The organism is Microbacterium sp. AG238 (assembly GCF_003610405.1).
In the GTDB taxonomy this organism is placed as follows: Bacteria; Actinomycetota; Actinomycetes; order Actinomycetales; family Microbacteriaceae; genus Microbacterium.
Genome location: NZ_RAQC01000001.1, coordinates 791,792 through 805,627, shown reverse-complemented (window position 1 = coordinate 805,627; position 13,836 = coordinate 791,792). Strand labels below are relative to the sequence as shown.

Genomic DNA, 13,836 nt, shown 5'->3' with positions numbered 1-13,836 from the left:
AGCAGAACATGCCTGAGCGCAATGAGAACCAGCCCGACGAGACCGATCCCGCGGTCCTCGCCGACAGTGAGAGCATCCACACGACGGCCATCGGTATCGTCGGTGGCACCGCGCAGGTCGACGTCGCGCTTCCCGTCGCTGACGACGACCTCGACGACGACGACGTCATCGACGGTGAGATCGGCGACGAGCAGCTGACGACCGGCGACATCCCGCTCGGCGGCGGCCAGGACGAGCAGCATGACGCTGCCGAGGTGTCGTACGACGCCGATGTCCGCGGCTCCGAGGACGGGGGAAGTGTCGACGACGCGTCGGGCGACGAACCCCATGCGGACGACGAGCTCGCAGACGACGAGGTCGAAGACCACGAGTTCGAGGACCACGGGCTCCCGAAGGCGGACGAGACCGCGGGAGACGGGTCATTCGATCACGCCGTCGATGACGTCGACAGCGACACCTCCGTCGACGAGGGGGCCGCAGAGCCCGCCGGCGAGGTCGTGACCGCCACCATCGAGGACGAGGACGACTCCGAGCCCGGACCCGCCGACGCGGCGATCGCCGACGTCGTCGCGGATGCGCCGGATGCTGCTGCGGGTGCCTCGGACGTCGCAGTGGAGAACGCCGCCGCCGCGCCTGAGGACGTCGACGCCGTCGACGGCGGGGTGGTCGTCGCGACCGTCGTGCCGACCTCGACGCCGATCACCGGATCCGTGCCCACCACCCGCCGCCAGGCTCACCACGTCGCCGAGCAGGTCCGGCACGCGAGCGAGCGGGTCCAGGTCACGCGTCAGGCAGAGCCCGTGCTGCAGTCGCGGCGTCTGGGCGATCTCGAGCCGGGCCGCGAAACAGCGGATCTGCTCACCGCCGAGCGCCTTCTCGATCCGGCCCAGGTCGTTCGGGCCGAGCCCGAAGGGCGCTGGCAGCGCCTGGTGTACAGCGTCTCGGGCCATCGCATCAACCTCGGCGACAGCAAGCGGGCCCGCTCCCGCAAAGAGCTCGACCGCCGTATCTCGGCCCCGCTCGCGGGTGGGGCGAAGTTCGTCCCCGTGCTCTCGCGTAAGGGCGGCGTCGGGAAGACGACCGTGACCACCCTGCTGGGGATGGCGCTCGCAGACGCCCGCGACGACCGCGTCATCGCGATCGACGCCAACCCCGACCGCGGCACGCTCGCCGATCGCATCGGCCGCACGAGCGGCAAGACCGTGCGCGACCTGGCGCGTGCTCGGGGCGAGGTGGTCGGGTTCAACGATCTCTCCGCGATCGTCGCGCGAGACGAGACCCGCCTCGACGTGCTCGCGTCCGACACCGACCCGCACATCTCCGAAGCTTTCAGCGACCACGACTACGAGGATGTCGCTGCGATCGCTGCGCACTACTACTCGATCGTCCTCACCGACACCGGCACCGGAATCGTGCATTCCGTCATGGGGGCGACGCTCGGGATGTCCGACCAGATCGTCGTGGTCGCCGGGCTCTCCGTCGATGAGGCGCGGCTGGCCTCCGAGACGCTGACGTGGCTCGAGTCCAACGGTTTCGCCGACGCGGTGAAGAACGCCGTCGTGGTGCTCAACACGTCTCGTCCGGGCACGCCGATGGTCCGTGCGGAGGAGTTGGAGACCCACTTCGCCACGCGCGTCCGCTCGGTGCTGCGGGTGCCGTACGACCCGCATCTCGCGGCAGGGAGTGCCGTGTCGTTCCGCGACCTCGATCCGGCGACGCGTGAGGCCGCGCGCACGCTCGCAGCGAGCGTGGTCGAGGGGTTGCGTCTCGGGGCGGCGGCCTGACATGGCGGTTCGCGCCATCCGGTTCTTCGGCGACCCCGTCCTCAAATCGACGGCAGCTCCGATCGAGACGGTCGACGACGGTGTGCGCTCGCTCGTCCGTGATCTCCTCGACACGGTCGAGCTGCCCGGCCGCGCCGGGGTGGCGGCGCCGCAGATCGGCGTCGGGCTGCGCGCGTTCAGCTACAACGTCGACGGGGTCATCGGCTACATCCTCAATCCGCGCCTGGTCGAGGTCTCCGGTGACCCCTCGCTGATCGGCGAGGGGTGCCTGTCGGTGCCGAACCTCTGGCACGACACGCTCCGCCACCCCTACGCGCGCGCGGTGGGCATCGACCTCGACGGTGACGAGATCGTCCTCGAGGGCGAAGGTCTCATGGCCCAGGCGCTGCAGCACGAGTGCGACCATCTCGACGGCATCCTGTATCTCGACCGGCTCTCGCCCGCCGAGCGGCGCATCGCCATGCGCGAGGTGCGCGAGTCGTCCTGGTTCTGACGCACCGCGAAGAAGGGGGCCCGGCTGATGATCCATCAGCCGGGCCCCCTTCTTCGTCATCCGATCATCCGAGCGGAACGTTGCTCGTCTTGACCGGCTCGTCGTAGATCTCCGAGATCTCGTCCGCGAAATCGGTGAGGATGACGTTGCGCTTGATGCTCATCTTCGGCGTCAGATGGCCGCTCGCCTCGGTCCACTCGGTGTCGAGGATCGTGAACTTGCGGATCGACTCGGCTCGCGAGACGTTGCGGTTGGCATCGTCGATCGCGCGCTGGACCTCGGCGCGGACCTGACTGTTGTTCGCGGCCTCTGCGATGGCCATGTCGCCCGAGAGGCCGTTGTTCGTCAGCCACGTCGGCAGCATCTCCGGGTCGAGCGTCACGAGCGCGGAGATGAACGGCTTCTGATCGCCCACGACGACGACCTGGCCCACGATCGGGTTGGCGCGGATGGGGTCCTCGAGCACGGCCGGGGCGACGTTCTTGCCGCCGGCAGTGACGATGATCTCCTTCTTGCGTCCCGTGATCGTGAGGAAGCCCTCGTCGTCGAACGACCCGATGTCGCCCGTCTTGAACCAGCCGTCGTTGAACGCCGCCTCGGTGGCCTCGGGGTTGCGCCAGTACTCGGCGAACACGTTGATACCCCGCACCTCGACCTCGCCGTCCTCGCCGAGGCGGACGCCGACACCGGGAAGAACCGGACCGACGGTGCCGATCTTGGACTTGGTCGCGAGGTTGACCGTGGCGGGGGCCGTCGTCTCGGTCAGCCCGTACCCCTCGAGGATCGTGACACCGAGGCTGTGGAAGAAGTGCCCGAGACGCGGGCCCAGGGGAGCGGATCCCGAGACGGCGTACGTGACACGGCCGCCCATGGCGGCGCGAAGCTTGCCGTACACGAGCTTGTCGAACAGCCGGAACTTCAGCTTGGTCACGAGCGGAATGCTCTTGCCTTCCTGCTGCAGCCGCGAGTGCTCGATCGCGACGTGCGCCGCGGCGCGGAAGATCTTGCCCTTGCCGCCCGCCTCGGCCTTCTGCTCCGCGGAGTTGTAGACCTTCTCGAACACTCGCGGCACGGCGAGCAGGAAGGTCGGCTGGAAGCTGCCGAGCGCGGGGAGCAGCTGCTTGGTGTCGGGCTGATGCCCCGTCTTGACCCCCGCGTGGACGTTGAGGATCGAGATGAAGCGGGCGAACACGTGAGCCGTCGTGATGAACAGCAGCGTCGACGCGCCGCCGGGGTGGTTGACGACCTCCTTGAGCGCTTCGCCGGAGTTGCGGGCGAGCTCGACGAAGTTGCTGTGGGTCAGGACGCAGCCCTTCGGGCGTCCGGTCGATCCCGAGGTGTAGATGAGCGTCGCGATGTCCGAGCCGACGGCGAGGTTCCGTCGCCGTTCGATCTCGTCGTCGGACACATCGCTTCCGCCCGAACGCAGCTTGTCGAGGTCTCCCGAAGCCATGACCCACACCTCGCGGACGAGGGGCACCGTCGACCGGATCTCATCGATGCGCCCGGCGTGGTCGGCCGACTCGGCGATCGCGAACGTCGCACCCGAGTCGCTGAGGATCCAGGCGATCTGCGACGCCGAGCTCGTCTCGTAGACGGGGACCATGACGGCTCCGGCGAAGAAGATCGCGAAGTCGACGAGCGTCCAGTCGTACGTCGTGCGGGCCACGAACGCGACCTTGTCGCCGGGCTCGACACCCGCGGCGACGAGGCCCTTCGCCAGGGCGATGACCTCGCGTTGGAATTCGGCCGCGGCGATGTCGCGCCATGCACCGTCGTGTGGGACGGCGAAAAGTGCTCGCGACGGGGTGGCAGCGACCCGGTCGACGAGGAGATCGGTGATGTTCGCGTCAGGGTCGGCTGGAACGACAGCGGGGACTTCGAACTGGACGGCGCTCATGGGCGGCAACTCCTTCGGTACCGGAAGCGTCTGGCAGGGTACACACACTCTATCTGCCACCCGGTCGCCGAGCCCGCGCCAGGACACGGCGCCCCATTAGACTTTCCGGGTCGCCGCCGGACGGCCGACGGAAAGGACCACGCGTGCTCAACATCGGCATCGACATCGGCGGAACCAAGATCGCCGGAGGTGTCGTCTCCGCCGACGGGACGATCGTCGACCGCATCCGCGTCGACACCCCCGCCGACACCGACGCGCTGGCCGACGCCGTCGCCGACATGGCGCGGCACTTCCGGGCATCCCACGAGGTGACGGCTGTCGGGGTCGCCGCTGCCGGCTTCCTCGACCGCACGCGGTCGATCATGCGGCACGCGCCGAACATCGATTGGGTCGAGCATCCGTTGCGCGCCGAGCTCGAAGCGCGCGTCGGCGTCGCCGTCGTGCTCGAGAACGACGCGAACGCCGCCGGGTGGGCCGAGTACCGCTTCGGTGCCGGCCGCGGCAGCTCGAACATGGTGATGCTCACGCTCGGCACCGGCGTCGGGGGAGCGGTCATCATCGACGGGCAGCTCCTCATCGGCGGTCGCGGGGCGGCGGGCGAGCTGGGGCACGTTCGCTTCGAGCGCGGCGGGCGCCTGTGCGGCTGCGGACTGCAGGGATGCCTCGAGCAGTACGCGTCGGGACGCGCGCTGCAACGCGAGGCGATCGCCATCGCCGACGACCCGGGGCTCGGGGCCGGACTCGCTCAGGTGCGTGACGAACACGGCTCGATCCCCGGCGACGCGATCTCCCGGCTGATCCTCGCGGACGACCCGGGCGCGCTCGAGGCGCTCCACCGGGTCGCGACGGCTCTGGGAGAGACCACGGGCGGATTCCAGGCCACGCTCGACCCCGAGATCTTCGTCATCGGCGGCGGCGTCGCGCAGCTGGGTGAGACGTTGCTCGCGCCGGTCCGGGCGGCCTATCGCGCAGCCCTTCCGGGCGGCGAGAACGCCGCGCCCGCCGATTTCGCCATCGCCACCCTCGGCAACGATGCCGGCTTGATCGGCGTGGCCGATCTCGCCGGGGGGCGGTGACCGGTGTTCTACTGGCTGATGAAGTACATCTTCATCGGACCCGTGGTGAAGGCGATCTTCCGGCCCTGGATCGTCGGTCGGCGGAACGTGCCCGCGACCGGCGCGGCGATCTTCGCCAGCAACCACCTGTCGGTGAGCGACTCGATCTTCCTGCCGCTCATGATCGACCGGCCCATGTCGTTCCTCGCCAAGAGCGACTACTTCACGGGTACGGGCCTCAAAGGCTGGGCGACCCGGGTGTTCATGAAGGCGACGGGTCAGATCGCGATCGATCGCACCGGGGGCAAGGCATCCGAGGCCTCACTCAACACCGGACTGCAGGTCCTCGGCCGCGGTGACCTGCTCGGGATCTACCCCGAGGGCACACGCAGTCCCGACGGCAAGCTGTACCGCGGGCGCACGGGGCTGGCGCGCATGGCGCTGGAGGCCCGTGTGCCGGTCATCCCCGTGGTGATGGTCGACACCGACGCGGTCATGCCCATCGGGCGCAGCATCCCCCGGGTCGGACGCGTGGGAATGGTCATCGGCGAGCCGCTCGATTTCTCGCGCTTCCAGGGGATGGAAGGCGACCGTTACGTGCTGCGCTCGGTGACCGACGAGATCATGGTCGCGCTGCAGCGTCTGGGCGAGCAGGAGTACGAAGACGTCTACGCCTCGTCCGTCAAGGAGCGCGCGGCGCAGCAGCAGGGCTGAGCGTCACACGGCCGGCGCGGTGTCGGCCGAGCATTAGACTTGGCGCGTGCCTACGCTGGATTCACTCGACTCGTGGCGCGATCTTCCCATCAAGCAGCAGCCGGCGTGGAACGACCCCGACGCCGTGGCTGCGGTGTCGGCTGAGATCGCGACGCTTCCGCCCCTCGTCTTCGCCGGTGAGGTGGATATCCTCCGCGAGCGCCTCGCGCGCGCAGCATCCGGAGAAGCCTTCCTGCTGCAGGGCGGTGACTGCGCCGAGACGTTCGCCGGCGCGACCGCGGAGAAGATCCGCAACCGCATCAAGACCGTGCTGCAGATGGCGGTCGTGCTGACCTATGGCGCCTCGATGCCCGTCGTGAAGATGGGGCGCATGGCCGGCCAGTTCGCCAAGCCGCGCTCGAGCGACACCGAGACGCGCGGCGATGTCACGCTGCCCGCCTACCGCGGCGACATCGTCAACGGCTACGACTTCACGGCGGCCTCGCGCCAGCCCGACCCCGCACGGCTGCTCAAGGGCTACCACACGGCCGCGTCGACGCTGAATCTCATCCGCGCGTTCACGCAGGGTGGGTTCGCCGACCTGCGCGAGGTGCACTCGTGGAACAAGGGCTTCGCGTCGAACCCGGCCAACGCGCGCTACGAGGGACTCGCGGGCGAGATCGACCGCGCCATCAAGTTCATGGAAGCGGCCGGCGCCAACTTCGACGAGCTGCGCGGCGTGGAGTTCTACACGGGCCACGAGGGCCTGCTGATGGACTACGAGCGTCCGATGACGCGCATCGACTCGCGGACGAACACCCCGTACAACACGTCGTCGCACTTCCTCTGGATCGGCGAGCGCACCCGCGAGCTCGATGGCGCCCACGTCGACTACTTCTCGAAGATCCGCAACCCGATCGGCGTGAAGCTCGGCCCCACGACGTCGACCGACACCGCGCTGGCGCTGATCGACAAGCTCGACCCCGAGCGCGAGCCGGGTCGTCTCACCTTCATCACGCGTATGGGTGCGGGCAAGATCCGCGACGCGCTGCCGCCGCTGCTCGAGGCCGTGAAGGACTCCGGCGCGACGCCGCTGTGGGTCACCGATCCCATGCACGGCAACGGCATCACGACGCCGACCGGCTACAAGACGCGTCGTTTCGACGACGTCGTCGACGAGGTCCGCGGGTTCTTCGAAGCGCACCGCGCGGTCGGCACCTTCCCCGGCGGCATCCACGTCGAGCTCACCGGTGACGACGTCACCGAGTGCCTCGGCGGCTCCGAGATGATCGACGAGGCGACACTGGCCACGCGCTACGAGAGCCTGTGCGACCCGAGACTGAACCACATGCAAAGCCTCGAGCTCGCCTTCCTGGTCGCCGAGGAGCTCGAGAAGCGCTGAGCCTCGGCGCTTCAGCATCGCGCGAGAGCGCACATCCGCACGGTTACGGGGTCTCCCCACCGTGCAGATGTGCGCTCTCGCTGTCTCGAGGTGGGGATAAGTCGGGCCGATGGGGGGTGCCGGGGGAGTGTGGGCGGGTGAACCGCCGCGCTCCTCTGCCACGACCCATCACCGCACAGGCATTCACTACGGACGAGGCGCGCGCGTTCGGCGTGAGCCGCGGCAGGCTGCGGGCCTTCGATCTGCGGCATCCGCACCATGGTGTCTACGCCGCATTCGACGCCATCGGCGCCGACGACATCCTCGGGCGCTGCCGCCTGATCCTGCCCGCGCTGGGGCCGACGCAACTCTTCTCCGGCCGAACGGCCGCGGCGCTATGGGGGATGCCGTTGCCCTGGGTCTCCGGTCCGCCGATGCTCGAGGTGATCACGGCTGGCGGCGGAGCGGCGATGCGGCGCCCCGGTGTTCTGGGATCGCGGACGAGCCTCGTTCTCGAACGCCGGGACGTCGAGGGCCTGCCCGTGATCACACCGACCGAGGCCTGGTGTCGGCTCGCTGCCGGTCCGCAGCCCCTCGGTCACCGGTGGCTCGTCGCGACAGCCGACTACCTCCTCAGCGGACGACGCGGCGAGCGGGGCCGCACGCGTCCTCTCGCGACGCGCGCTGAACTCGAGACGGCTGTGATCGATCGGGGAAGTGCGCGCGAAGCCCGGTCGTTGCGCGCTGCGTTGGAGCGCGCCCGATCGCTCGTGGATTCACCCCAGGAGTCGATCCTGCGCGTCGCGCTCGTCGACGCGGGAATCCCCGAACCGCGGGGGCAGGTCGCGGTTCGCACGGCTGCGGGCGTGAGGCACGCCGACATGGGATGGCCCGAGCACCGGCTGCTCCTCGAGTACCAGGGCGACGAGCATCGCGCGTCACGACGCCGATGGCTCGACGATCTCACGCGTGTGCAGCTGCTCGAGGATGCCGGGTACCGCGTCATCCTCGTCGGAGGGGCCGACCTCGACGACGACGCGCGGGCGCTGGCCGCCCGCATCCGTCGCGCTCTCGCCTGAACCGCTCGGAGGTCGGCGAGGACGCGTATTCGCAGGGTGCAGGAGGCTCCTGACCGTGCATTCGTGCGCTCTCGCACTCGTCGGGCCCGGAAGACCGGGCAGGCTCAGCCGGTGGCGGTGATCTGCAGGGTGATGGTGGTGCCGCGCACGTGCTTGCTCCCGCCGGTGGGGTCCTGTGCGGTGACCTTGGTCAACCCGTCGGGCCAGATGTTCCACAGGGCCGAGAAGCTGACGTCGAATCCCGCGTCGCGCAGCGTCTGCGCGGCCGCATCGCGGGTCTGCCCGACGACGCTCGGCACCTCGAACAGCGGGGGACCGCTCGAGACGATCAGGGTCACGGTCTCGCCCGGCCGCCAGTTGCCCTCCTCGCCGCGGTCTGCGATGCCGATCACGTCGCCCTTGGCGGTGCGCTCGCTCGCCTCGCTGCGGGTGTCACTCGACACCTCGAGGCCGACGTCGGTGAGCATGGCGGTCGCGCGGTTGACGCTCTGGCCCGAGACATCGGGCACGGCACCGCGCGAGACCAGCAGGGCCGCCGAGTCGCCCTGGCGGAGCGTGCAGCCGTTCGAGCAGTCGATGGCGTCGCCGCCCCCGGCCGGGGTGCCGGACGCGCGGATGACGGTGCCCTCGGCGACATCCGGATCGAACTCGGCGTCCGGGTCGTCGGACACGGCCACGATGTTCTGCCGCAGGATCTCGCGCGCCGCCTGTTCGGTCTGACCCGAGAGGGCGGGAATCGACACTTCTGCCGGTCCGCGCGAGATGACCACGGTCACGGTCGCCTCGCGATCGAGCCGGGTGCCCGGGGCGGGGTCGGTGCGGATGGTGAGACCCGTAGCGACGTCGAGGCTGTTCTCGCCGGACTCCTCGGCCAGCAGCCCCTGGGCTGCGATCGCGGCCTGAGCCTCGGCGAACGTCTCGCCGCGCACGTCCGGAACGGCGACCAGCGAGCCGGGACCCGATCCGAACCACCACCCCGTCCCGCCGGCGAGAGCCGCCAGCAGGAGGACGATCGTGACGAGCCAGGCGCCCTTCGCGCGATTGCGTCGGGCGAGTCGCCGCAGCCGTGTCGCGTTGTCGACATCGGTGGTCACCGGCGGCGCGGTGAACGTGCCGGGCATCACCTTGGTGAGCTCGCCCGAGCCCTCGCCGTCATCGTCGATGACGACCGCCGGGGCGCCGGACGGTGCTGTGCGCACCACCTGCGGGAAGACACCCAGCTCGCGCTCGATCTCGCGCAGCCGGTCGAGCATGACCCGGGCGTCGAGTGGACGCTCGTCGGGCTCGCGCTCGGTCGCCCACAGCACCAGCTCGTCGAGCTGCTCGGGCACTCCGGGGTTCTTCGCGCTCGGTCGCGGCACCGAGTCGGTCGCATGCTGGTAGGCGATCTGCATCGGCTGCTCGCCCTTGTAGGGCTGCTCGCCGGCGAGCATCTCGTAGAGCATGATGCCGAGCGCGTAGATGTCGCTGCGCGCGTCGGCGGTGCCCCGGGTGACCAGCTCCGGAGCGAGGTAGGCGATCGTGCCGAGGAGCATCTGGCCCGTCGCGGTGTTCGCGGTCGTCGCGCGTGCCAGGCCGAAGTCGCCGATCTTGATGCGGCCGTCCTCGGCCAGCAGCACGTTCTCGGGCTTGACGTCGCGGTGCACGATCCCAGCCCGATGGGCGGCTGCGAGACCCGAAAGGATCGCGTCCATGATCGTGATCGTCTGCGGGATGGTCAGGCGCTTCTGCTCGCGCAGCAGCTCGCGCAGCGTGATGCCCGGCAGATACTCCATCACCAGGTAGGCCATCTCGCCGTCCTGGCCCTGGTCGAACACGTTGACGACATGGGGGTCGGCGAGCCGGGCAGCGGAGCGGGCTTCCTGGATGAAGCGGCTCTGGAACACGGAGTCGTCGGAGAGATGCCCGTGCATGACCTTCAGAGCGACGCGGCGCTCGAGTCTGAGGTCGGTCGCGACGTACACCGTCGCCATGCCGCCGCGGGCGATGCGAGCGCGGACGCGATACCGCTGGTCGACCAGTCGGCCGATCAGCGGGTCGGTCTGCTGGCTCATGCTCACGGAGCGATTCTACGGAGCGGATGCTGCGAGCCCGGGCAACGGCTCACCCTCGGGCACCGGTGACATGGGCTTCCCAGCGCTTTCGGGGTCAGCCGAGCGCGGCGAGCCAGCGGTAAGCCTGCTGCTCCCACTCGCCGTACCGATCGGGGTAAGCGGAGATCTGCACGGCTTGCGCGGCGTCGGTGAACGGGAGGTTCTCCCAGCCCGGGATGTCGAGCAGCCCGCGGGTTGCGGTGCCGTTGGGGTCGGCGGCGCCGCCGTAGAAGGTCGCGATCGACCGGGAGGCGTCGCGGACCTGGTCGGGGGTGCCCCATCCGGTGCTCGGGCGCTGTTGGAAGAGCCCGAGCGAGTCGCGATCTCCCCAGTCGAGGTTGCGGATCCACGACTCGACCATCGCCGTCGCCAGAGCGATGGCGATGCCGCGGTCGGGGACGCCGCGTTCCCGACCGACCTGGATGATGAGTCGGGCGTTCTCGATCTGCTCCGCGTCGAGGCCGAGGTCGACCAGCGCGGACGTCGCGACAGCCGGAGTCGCCGCGGCGCCCGGGATCACGAGCGCCTGCCCCGGGTAGATGATCGATGCGCGGTCCAGCCCGTTCGCGGCGAGCACCGCGTCGAGGCCCAGCCCGTTCGCGGTGGCGATCGCCGACAGCGTGTCGCCGGCGGCCACGGTGTGGGTCGCGGCGGCGATCGGGGTCGCCTGAGAGACGGCCGCGGGGGCGGGCATCGCCGTCGCGCCGGCGGCCGAGGGGACCGCGAGGGTCTGGCCGGGGAAGATCACCGCTCCGTCCCCGAGCCCGTTCGCGGCGAGCAATGCGCCGACCCCGATGCCGTGGGCCTGAGCGATCGACCAGGGCGTGTCGCCGGTCGAGACGGTGTGGGTGACTCCGGCGGGCGCGGCCTGCGGGGCGGGAGCGACCGCGGCGGTCGCGCCCGCCTCGGCGCTCAGCCGGATCCGGTCTCCGGGACGGATGACGGATGACCAGTCCAGACCGTTCCATGCGAGGAGGTCGACCGTACGGAGCCCATAGGCGGATGCGATCCGGCTGATCGTGTCGCCGAGCACGACCGTGTGCTCGGCCGGTCGAGCCGCGAGCGGACGGGCGGAGGCGGCACCGGGCACAGCCGACCGCAACGTCGCCCCGGGCGCGCCGTCCCGATGGGCCGTCTCGACCGTGGGGGTGGCGGCGGCGGGCTGCGCCGTCAGGCTCAGCGCGATCGAGCCCACGACGGCGGGCGCGACCATGCCGCGCAGGCGGGGTCGCGGTGGGTGCGGGGGAGAGATCGAGTCGCGGCGCACGGAGGGTCCCTTCTCGGAGGTCTCGGAAACGCTGACACGCGGCTGTGAGAGGTGTCAACCGATGTGACTGCTGTGATTCGTGTGAAATGAGCCGGACGCGGGAGCCGCGACGCCGAGTGGAAGTGACATAGTGAAGGGGTGAGCACTGCCGATTACCCCGTCGTTCCCCTGTCCTGGCTGACGCTGCCCGATGTGGTCGACCTCACGGGTGAGACGCTCAGCCGCGTCCGCCGGCTGCTGGATGAGAATCACCTCATCGGCTCGCGCCGCGACGGCACGTTCCGCATTCCCGAGGCGTTCTTCCTCGACGGTGCACCGCTCTCGTCGCTGCGCGGCACCATCACCGTGCTGCACGACGTCGGGTTCTCGGATGACGAGGCGATCGACTGGCTGTTCGCGATCGAGGAATCGATCGGAGCGGCTCCGATCGCGGCTCTGCGTGCGGGGCGCAAGGCGGAGGTCCGACGGGTCGCTCAGACTCTCGCCTGACGCAGCGCCCGTCAGCGGAGGCGGAAGCCGTCGACTCAGGCGGAGCGTCGGATGGCGGCGTCGGCGATCTCGCGCAGGAGGGCCACCTCGGCAGCCCCGATCGGGGCGTTCTCGAGTGCCGTGTCCGCGGCCGTAGAGAGGCGATCGATCTCGCCTTCGAGGCGCTCGACGGCGCCACTTTCTCGGATGACCTTCTGCAGCCGAGCGATGGTCGCCTCATCGAGGGTCCGGTCACCGAGCGCGGCATCGAGGTCGGACCGGCCGGCGTCGTCCATCGCCTCACGGGCATAAGCGATGAGGACCGTGCGCTTGCCCTCGCGAAGGTCGTCTCCGGACGGCTTGCCCGTCACCGAAGAGTCGCCGAAGACGCCGAGCACGTCGTCTCGCAGCTGGAAGGCGAGCCCGACGGCGTGACCGAAGTCTGCGAGGGTCTCGCGCTGAGCCGCGGTGGCGCCGCTGAGCGCGGCGCCGATCAGCAGCGGCTGCTGCACGCTGTAGCGGGCCGACTTGTACGACGCGACGCGGAGGGCGCGCGCGGCGTGTTCCCCGTCGGGTGCCGTCGCCCACGCGGCTTCCTCCGCGACATCGAGGTACTGCCCGACGGTCACGTCGCGGCGCATCGTCGCGTACTGGCGGCGCACATCGGCCGCGTGCGGGTGCCCGTCGAGGGCGTCTTCGAGGAGGTCATCGCTCCAGGCGATGAGCAGGTCGCCGAGCAGGATCGCCGCGGCGCGTCCGAAGGCGTCGGCATCGCCCAGCCAGCCCGATCGACGGTGCGCTTCTTCGAGAGCCCGATGCGCGGCGGGGCGGCCCCGCCGGGTGTCGGAGTTGTCGACGAGGTCGTCGTGCACCAGTGCAGCGGCGTGGAAGATCTCGAGCGACGCGGCGACGCCGGCGATGTCGGCGTCGCCGGACGGGGCGCCGGCCGCCGCGTGTCCTGCCGACAGGAAGCGGGCGCGCAGCCTTTTGCCGCCGGCGACGGCGGTGAGGGCGCGGTCGACGAAATCGGCCGCTTCAGCCCCGAGATCGGCGACCTCGGCCCGCCGATCCAACGCGAATCTTTCCAGTCGCTGGGAAACGGTCGAGATCGGGTCGGCGGAGCTCGTCACGGGCCTAGCCTAGTTCTCATCAGCGCGCGTAGAATCGGGCGCACCGGTACCCGAACAGAGGGGGATGCATGCCACTGTCAGAACAGGAGCAGCGGCTGCTCGACGAGATGGAACGCCATCTCATGCGCAATGAAGCAGACGTCGTCAGTGCTCCGCGCGAAGGTCAGTCCCTCAGCTACCGCAACATCGTCTACGGTGCGGTCCTCGTCCTCCTCGGTCTCGGCGGTCTGATCGCCGGCGTCTCGAGCAGCATCATCGCGATCGGCGTCGTCGCCTTCCTCGTGATGGTCGGGGGTGTCGTGCTGGCGCTGACCCCCTCTCGGAACGCCGCCGCGAGCCGGCCGGCGGCCACGGCCGGCACCCGCAAGCCGACCGCCCGCTCCTCGAGTTTCATGGACCGGATGAACGACCGATGGGACCGCCGCAACGGCGAACGCTGACGTCAGCCACCTCACTCTCAGAGCACCGACCTCCGGGTCGGTGCTCTTTTTTG

At 70.0% G+C, this 13,836-nt stretch carries 12 protein-coding genes; 8 read left to right on the top strand and 4 right to left on the bottom strand.

Translation table 11 applies throughout. The annotated features are described in order from the left end of the window. Positions 1-8 precede the first annotated feature (8 nt). Both DEU36_RS03820 and def read left to right on the top strand, forming a co-directional pair. Entirely contained in the window at positions 9-1,784 is a 1,776-nt protein-coding gene (locus tag DEU36_RS03820; protein WP_120264342.1) for a MinD/ParA family protein, read from the top strand. Between the two features lies 1 nt (position 1,785). Further along, positions 1,786-2,277 (top strand): peptide deformylase, encoded by a 492-nt coding sequence (gene def, locus DEU36_RS03815; RefSeq protein ID WP_120262991.1) that lies wholly within the window; start codon positions 1,786-1,788, stop codon positions 2,275-2,277. Positions 2,278-2,341: 64 nt separating this feature from the next. Here the strand turns inward: def and DEU36_RS03810 are convergent, their stop codons facing one another. Then, the gene (locus DEU36_RS03810) at positions 2,342-4,177 is read right to left on the bottom strand and encodes a long-chain fatty acid--CoA ligase (protein WP_120262990.1); all 1,836 of its coding nucleotides are present in this window, start codon (positions 4,175-4,177) and stop codon (positions 2,342-2,344) included. A 143-nt stretch (positions 4,178-4,320) separates the two neighbouring features. Between DEU36_RS03810 and DEU36_RS03805 the strand changes: the two genes are divergently transcribed. The 4 genes from DEU36_RS03805 to DEU36_RS03790 all read left to right on the top strand — a co-directional run bounded on the left by DEU36_RS03805 (position 4,321) and on the right by DEU36_RS03790 (position 8,385). Beyond that, positions 4,321-5,253, top strand: a complete 933-nt coding sequence (locus DEU36_RS03805; RefSeq protein ID WP_120262989.1) for an ROK family protein — start codon at positions 4,321-4,323, stop codon at positions 5,251-5,253. Positions 5,254-5,256: 3 nt separating this feature from the next. Continuing rightward, on the top strand, positions 5,257-5,946 hold the full coding sequence (locus tag DEU36_RS03800) for a 1-acyl-sn-glycerol-3-phosphate acyltransferase (protein ID WP_120262988.1): 690 nt from the start codon (positions 5,257-5,259) through the stop codon (positions 5,944-5,946). A 46-nt stretch (positions 5,947-5,992) separates the two neighbouring features. Further along, positions 5,993-7,327 carry a class II 3-deoxy-7-phosphoheptulonate synthase gene (locus DEU36_RS03795; RefSeq protein ID WP_112613926.1) on the top strand — a complete coding sequence of 445 codons (1,335 nt, stop codon included), beginning with the start codon at positions 5,993-5,995 and terminating at the stop codon, positions 7,325-7,327. A gap of 137 nt (positions 7,328-7,464) precedes the next feature. After that, on the top strand, positions 7,465-8,385 hold the full coding sequence (locus tag DEU36_RS03790) for a hypothetical protein (protein ID WP_120262987.1): 921 nt from the start codon (positions 7,465-7,467) through the stop codon (positions 8,383-8,385). Positions 8,386-8,489: 104 nt separating this feature from the next. On the opposite strand, the gene pknB is transcribed toward DEU36_RS03790, so the two are convergent. Both pknB and DEU36_RS03780 read right to left on the bottom strand, forming a co-directional pair. Next, positions 8,490-10,445: a Stk1 family PASTA domain-containing Ser/Thr kinase gene (pknB, locus tag DEU36_RS03785; protein WP_120262986.1), complete on the bottom strand. Its 1,956-nt coding sequence runs from the start codon at positions 10,443-10,445 to the stop codon at positions 8,490-8,492. A gap of 88 nt (positions 10,446-10,533) precedes the next feature. Then, complete coding sequence (locus DEU36_RS03780; RefSeq protein WP_259455203.1) at positions 10,534-11,745, bottom strand: LysM peptidoglycan-binding domain-containing protein; 1,212 nt, start codon at positions 11,743-11,745, stop codon at positions 10,534-10,536. Between the two features lie 138 nt (positions 11,746-11,883). Between DEU36_RS03780 and DEU36_RS03775 the strand changes: the two genes are divergently transcribed. Then, positions 11,884-12,234, top strand: coding sequence for an Rv2175c family DNA-binding protein (locus DEU36_RS03775; protein ID WP_120262984.1), 351 nt, complete (start codon positions 11,884-11,886; stop codon positions 12,232-12,234). Between the two features lie 35 nt (positions 12,235-12,269). Here DEU36_RS03775 and DEU36_RS03770 read toward each other — a convergent pair whose 3' ends face one another. Next, positions 12,270-13,343, bottom strand: a complete 1,074-nt coding sequence (locus DEU36_RS03770; RefSeq protein WP_120262983.1) for a polyprenyl synthetase family protein — start codon at positions 13,341-13,343, stop codon at positions 12,270-12,272. 68 nt (positions 13,344-13,411) lie between these two features. Between DEU36_RS03770 and DEU36_RS03765 the strand changes: the two genes are divergently transcribed. Continuing rightward, positions 13,412-13,783 carry a DUF3040 domain-containing protein gene (locus DEU36_RS03765; RefSeq protein ID WP_120262982.1) on the top strand — a complete coding sequence of 124 codons (372 nt, stop codon included), beginning with the start codon at positions 13,412-13,414 and terminating at the stop codon, positions 13,781-13,783. Positions 13,784-13,836: the final 53 nt, after the last annotated feature.

What these genes read in the sequence shown, in the direction of transcription:
- DEU36_RS03820 (WP_120264342.1), top strand. Translation starts at nt 9, where the DNA reads ATGCCTGAGCGCAATGAGAACCAGCCCGACGAGACCGATCCCGCGGTC.
- DEU36_RS03810 (WP_120262990.1), bottom strand. Translation starts at nt 4,177, where the DNA reads ATGAGCGCCGTCCAGTTCGAAGTCCCCGCTGTCGTTCCAGCCGACCCT.
- def (WP_120262991.1), top strand. Translation starts at nt 1,786, where the DNA reads ATGGCGGTTCGCGCCATCCGGTTCTTCGGCGACCCCGTCCTCAAATCG.
- DEU36_RS03765 (WP_120262982.1), top strand. Translation starts at nt 13,412, where the DNA reads ATGCCACTGTCAGAACAGGAGCAGCGGCTGCTCGACGAGATGGAACGC.